This window comes from Brachybacterium sp. GCM10030268 (assembly GCF_042666305.1).
Classification (GTDB): Bacteria; Actinomycetota; Actinomycetes; order Actinomycetales; family Dermabacteraceae; genus Brachybacterium.
This window is the reverse complement of the sequence record NZ_JBHTCW010000028.1, coordinates 1-1,306: the sequence shown is the minus strand read 5'-3', so window position 1 is coordinate 1,306 and position 1,306 is coordinate 1. Positions and strand designations below refer to the sequence as shown.

Annotated in this window: 1 protein-coding gene and 1 other annotated feature; the gene reads right to left on the bottom strand. The window is 65.8% G+C overall.

The annotated features are described in order from the left end of the window. Positions 1 to 28 precede the first annotated feature (28 nt). Positions 29 to 1,257 (bottom strand): IS3 family transposase gene (locus ACFQRD_RS16665; RefSeq protein ID WP_377019485.1). Its coding sequence is split into 2 segments (ribosomal slippage): positions 29 to 966 and positions 966 to 1,257, totalling 1,230 coding nucleotides; the frame shifts between segments, so codons are not numbered across the junction. Further along, positions 877 to 979, bottom strand: a sequence feature (AL1L pseudoknot). (Overlaps the previous gene by 103 nt.) Positions 1,258 to 1,306: the final 49 nt, after the last annotated feature.

Here is a 1,306-nt window from a genome sequence, read left to right as displayed (position 1 = left end):
TGAAGCGCCCTGGCTTCCGTTCCGCTTTCTATGCGGGGGCCGGTGAGGGCTCCCGGGACTCAGCGTAGGCGGCCTCAACCTCGATCGGGGTCGAGTACTCGAGGGCCTGATGGAGTCGCTGGTGGTTCCACCAGTGGACCCAGTTCATCGTTGCGAACTCAACCTCGGTCATCGACGGCCACGCGGTCCGGGCGTGGATCAGCTCGGTTTTATAGAGCCCGTTGACGGTCTCGGCCAGGGCATTGTCGTAGCTGTCGCCGCGTGAGCCGACCGAGGCGGTGATCCCGGCCTCGGCGAGGTGCTCGGTGTAGCGAATGGAAACGTATTGGCTTCCTCGGTCGCTGTGATGGACCAGATCGGTGATGGCCTGGTCTTTCGCAGCGATCAGCGCGTGCTGCAGGGCCTCGAGGGGTAGGTCCTCGGTGCGCATCGTCGCCCGGGTCGCCCAGCCCGCGATCCGGCGGGAGAAGGCGTCGATGACGAACGCGGTGTAGCAGAATCCGCTGGTGGTGCGCACGTAGGTGATATCAGCGACCCAGAGCTGGTTCGGGCCGGGAGCGTGGAAGTTCCGCTCGACCAGGTCTGGCCGATGATCCGGCACCGACGCCGGTTTCGTGGTGCGGGGCTTCCGTCCCCGGACAACGCCGTGCAGGCCGGCTGTGCGCATGAGCCGGGCGCACTGGTCGCGTCCGATGTCCCAGCCCTCGCGGCGCATGGCATGCCACATCTTCCGCGCCCCATAGACGCCATAGTTCTGAGCGTGGATGCGCTTGACCTCGGGGATCAGGGTTTGGTCTCGCAGGGCACGGTCGCTGGCCGGTCTCCTCTTAGCGGCGCGGTATCCGCGTGAGGTGATGAAGCCGCCCTCGGCTGCCGCGAGGGTGCGGCAGATGAGCTCGACCCCGAACTGATCGCGGTGCAGGTCGATGAACGCGATCATTTCGTCGAGGGGCGGTCGAGCTCCGCGGCGAAAAACGCCGATGCGGACTTGAGGATCTCGTTCGCCCTGCGCAGCTCGGCGTTCTCCCGCTTGAGCCGGCGGATCTCCTCCTGCGCCTCGGTCGATCGGCCCGGCTTGGTCCCGGCATCGACGTCGGACTGCTCGATCCAGCGTCGCAGCGACTCCTTCGACACGTTCAGCTTCGGGGCGATCTCGGTGATCGCCTGGTACTGCGACAGGCCCTCCTCGGCCTCCATCCGATCGGTGACCATGCGAATGGCACGGTCCCGGAACGACTGTGGGTACTTGCTCGGCATGTTCCAATCCTCCTCGTATCAGGATCGGAACGAAACCCAGGGCGCTTCA